Here is a 3251-nt window from a genome sequence, read left to right as displayed (position 1 = left end):
AGGTTTCATCCTATTTTACCTTTTTTTGTCTACCCCCTTGACAATTTGCACTTTTTCTTAACTTGTCACAAATGACCCCGCTCCCAAAAATCACCGACCAAATATCGTGAGCAACTTTCTCTAAAGCTGCTTGTCGCACTAGAGTGTAAACTGAGTTGGAAATGTGGCGATGTTGCACCTTAACAGCCGCTTTTCCCTGCCGTTCTAAAAACTCCCTGCTTTCTTTTTCCCAATTTTCAGTAAGCTGACGAACTTGTTCCAATTCTTGAGAGATGACAGCTTGAGAATCTTTCAAATCACCTTGCCATTGAGATTGCCAATTCTTGAAAAACTGGTCAATCTCTTGCGGTTTTTTTTCTAACAGCAGTTCTAGTTGACCTGTCGCCAGCAATACGATAAAAAGTGGGTCATTTTTATTGAGACCGTATCGGTAAGCTGTCTGAATGACGTGAGAGCGAAATTTGGAGTCTTTGCCCTTGAGTACCTGGCTGATTAGTGACTCAGTATCTCTCTCGTAGATGGGAGGGCTAGATAGAGGATCTCGGTTCAGAGCTTCTCTTTCCCTCGAATCATCTTCTATGAGTTGCCAAAACTCCTCTTCATTTAGCTTACTCCCATCGGATTTCAACTTTTCTTCTACTGCATATTCTGGGACTGTATCTGGAGAATCGGACAAACTTTGCAATTTTTCAGCGGATTGTAGGGAATTCTTTTTGGTATTATTAAGTCTGCCCTCTTCCCTTGGCGTTTCCAATATCTCGCCAAACTCTTCACAGTCAACTTCGGAAAGTTCTTCTAAAAGTCGATCCGACATTCAGCCTCCTACTTAATCAAAATCCCAATCTTTATGCTGTCCAGACTCGCGCAGTCTCTAGTCTGAACTCACACATTTTGTCCGTCCAATAAAGTTGACAACCTGTTCCTAAATTTGTGGTTTATTCTCTGGTGGCATTTCCTCATCTTTTTTTCGTTCATAGGGAGCGATGACTTCTTTCTTATTGCGATTGGGTGCGTTGTTAAACAAACCTACATCTTCTATCAGACGGAAACAGTCTTCCAGAAAAGTATGCAATCGCTGCTGACTAATCAAGAAAAATTCAGAGTGTTTCATTGCTTGAGAAAATGACAATCGCTTCGTATCAATAAACTTGCGCTCTCTCGCACTCAGAGCCGGCAAATCTACGACAGGAATTCGGTAATTATTAATGAGCTTGTTCATTTCCTTATGGTTTTGTACGTGCGACCAATCTTTGCAAACTCCAAAATTGCGGACAAAAATGTGATTGAGCTGACCTTCAAAGTAGTTGAAAGAGTCAATAAACATTTCAATGCTGTCCGTCGTGCCACCGCAAATAAACCACTTGCATACATCAACTCCTGACTGCTCTTTAAAATCTGGAGAAGTTAAATTAGCTTCGTCAATCCATTTGTTGATAATGCCGTAAACCCGAGCTGGTAAATTGACAATCACAGGAGTTTCTACTGCTGTTTCAAAAATAATATCGATATCGAAAAACTTCTCTTCATCTTCAACTAAAGCTACGATTTTTGCATTGTGTTCAGGATAGCGCTGCTGCACGTCAGGATTTTGAAAATCGCCATCAATTAACGTGTACAGCAGTTCATACTTCTGATTGAATTCAACCAGAATCCGAGTTAGCATCGACTTGCCAACGCCACCTTTCTCGCCGTCAACCAAGTGAATCATGTTAGTCATTTCATTCCTCCTTGCTGGATGTCGATGTCTATTCAAGACTTAATAATTTTTAACTAAAGCTAGGCCCGACCATTGCCGGATCGAAACCAGCTAAGTTAAATGCGCTGTTTTCAAACTCAACTTCTCCCGCAAATTGCTCTGGTTCTTTTTCTTCGGGCAAACTTGCTGGATTTGAACTCTCAGGGGCAGTTAATTCCGTAGCACTAGATGCACCTGGATTCGATAAGTGAGGGAAAGTAGCTAAAGGAATTAAACCCGAAGAAATACCAGGGGCAATTGCTCCTAAATCGGTACAGTTAAATCCCGCATCTCGGCAAACTTCATCTATCTGCCTGAGCAAAAAATTAATGCTTTCTCGCCTCAAATACTCTAACTCTGTACTAGAATGACTACCGCTATTGCGTAAAGCTGCTAACAGCCACCGCGCTTTGATTAGAGGTAAAATCGTTTCCTGGAAACTAAAAAAAGGATGATTTTGCAGGTAAGATAGCAAGATAGCATCTTCGGAATCTGGCAAAACTTGACAGCGCAAGCAAAATTCCTTGTAACGTTTTCTAGGCATAATTCCTCACCTTCTTTCCAGCACCTCGGTAGGGCCCTCCCAATAAGAGAGCTGCATCTAAGTTTGCTTCTGATTCCTCTAATGAAGGTTCTGTATTCGACGACGACTCATCACTCAATTTATTAGAATCATCTAAGCAGCTATCTTTGATACTTGAATCAGTCTTTTGTTGAGCGCAAACTTCACTGTTTTGTTCAGTAATATTTTCAGTGTTTTGTTCAGTAGGTTCCTCAAATTTTTGTTCAGCGGGTTCTTCAAATTTTTGTTCAGTAATATCTTCAGTCTTTTGTGCAGTAGATTCCTCAAATTTTTGTTCAGTAGATTGCTCGGATTTAGCGTGAGTAAATTGCTCAACTTTTAATTTAGTAGGTTGCTCGGATTTTGGGTGAGTAGGTTGTTCAGATTTTGGGTGAGTAGGTTGTTCAGATTTTGGCTTGGTAGATTGTTCAGCACATTCTTTTACACTCTGTAGATCGGTTGGAGGGAGTGGAGCATCTCCTGAAGTGGAAGTTGTATCTTCTGCCCTCTGAAAAGTTGCCGCAACAGACCTTTGCCTCAGTACCTCAAACTGAGATTTGAAGTAAGAAAATAGTCCGTAAACATCAGCTATGCGGCAACCTAAACCATCAGGATCGAGTGTTTTTGGCACTGTTATACCTGCGTGCCAAGACAGCGAATAATGAGAAAACTGATTTCGCAGTTCTGGCTTCATATATTCAGAAGTCCCCCCGCAAAATACAATTTCATCTAAATCGGGCGGCAGCACTTCATTAATCCAATGAGATAGCATTCGAGCGTAGTCGAAGCGAGACAGCTTGACTGCTTCAATCAATTGGTCAACTTCTCGATCTTTCGCTGTTTCCTCTCGATTCCGAGCAATTCGGTAAAAGTAAGGGCAGGGTAAACGCATCTTAACTGGAACCCAAAATATGCTACAGTTAAATCCGACTACAACTCAATGTAGTTTGTTGT

At 41.2% G+C, this 3251-nt stretch carries 4 protein-coding genes; all 4 read right to left on the bottom strand.

Annotated elements, in window-relative coordinates; genetic code table 11:
- Positions 1 to 10: 10 nt before the first annotated feature.
- The 4 genes from QUB61_RS38620 to QUB61_RS38605 all read right to left on the bottom strand — a co-directional run bounded on the left by QUB61_RS38620 (position 11) and on the right by QUB61_RS38605 (position 3189).
- Positions 11 to 814 (bottom strand): DUF6753 family protein, encoded by an 804-nt coding sequence (locus QUB61_RS38620; protein ID WP_333136671.1) that lies wholly within the window; start codon positions 812 to 814, stop codon positions 11 to 13.
- A 108-nt stretch (positions 815 to 922) separates the two neighbouring features.
- On the bottom strand, positions 923 to 1717 hold the full coding sequence (locus tag QUB61_RS38615; protein WP_333136669.1) for a mobilization protein MobD-like protein: 795 nt from the start codon (positions 1715 to 1717) through the stop codon (positions 923 to 925).
- A 49-nt stretch (positions 1718 to 1766) separates the two neighbouring features.
- Positions 1767 to 2279 carry a hypothetical protein gene (locus QUB61_RS38610; RefSeq protein WP_333136667.1) on the bottom strand — a complete coding sequence of 171 codons (513 nt, stop codon included), beginning with the start codon at positions 2277 to 2279 and terminating at the stop codon, positions 1767 to 1769.
- Complete coding sequence (locus QUB61_RS38605) at positions 2272 to 3189, bottom strand: hypothetical protein (protein ID WP_333136665.1); 918 nt, start codon at positions 3187 to 3189, stop codon at positions 2272 to 2274. The genes QUB61_RS38610 and QUB61_RS38605 overlap by 8 nt, the downstream gene beginning before the upstream one ends.
- Between the last annotated feature and the right edge of the window lie 62 nt (positions 3190 to 3251).

The organism is Microcoleus sp. C2D2 (genome assembly GCF_036702495.1).
Taxonomy (GTDB): Bacteria; Cyanobacteriota; Cyanobacteriia; order Cyanobacteriales; family Microcoleaceae; genus Microcoleus.
The sequence above is the reverse complement of the archived record's forward strand: the minus strand, read 5'-3'. Positions and strand labels throughout refer to the sequence as shown.

Excerpts from the sequence above, each read along its gene's own strand:
- QUB61_RS38610 (WP_333136667.1), bottom strand. The coding sequence starts at position 2,279 with ATGCCTAGAAAACGTTACAAGGAATTTTGCTTGCGCTGTCAAGTTTTG.
- QUB61_RS38605 (WP_333136665.1), bottom strand. The coding sequence starts at position 3,189 with ATGCGTTTACCCTGCCCTTACTTTTACCGAATTGCTCGGAATCGAGAG.
- QUB61_RS38615 (WP_333136669.1), bottom strand. The coding sequence starts at position 1,717 with ATGACTAACATGATTCACTTGGTTGACGGCGAGAAAGGTGGCGTTGGC.
- QUB61_RS38620 (WP_333136671.1), bottom strand. The coding sequence starts at position 814 with ATGTCGGATCGACTTTTAGAAGAACTTTCCGAAGTTGACTGTGAAGAG.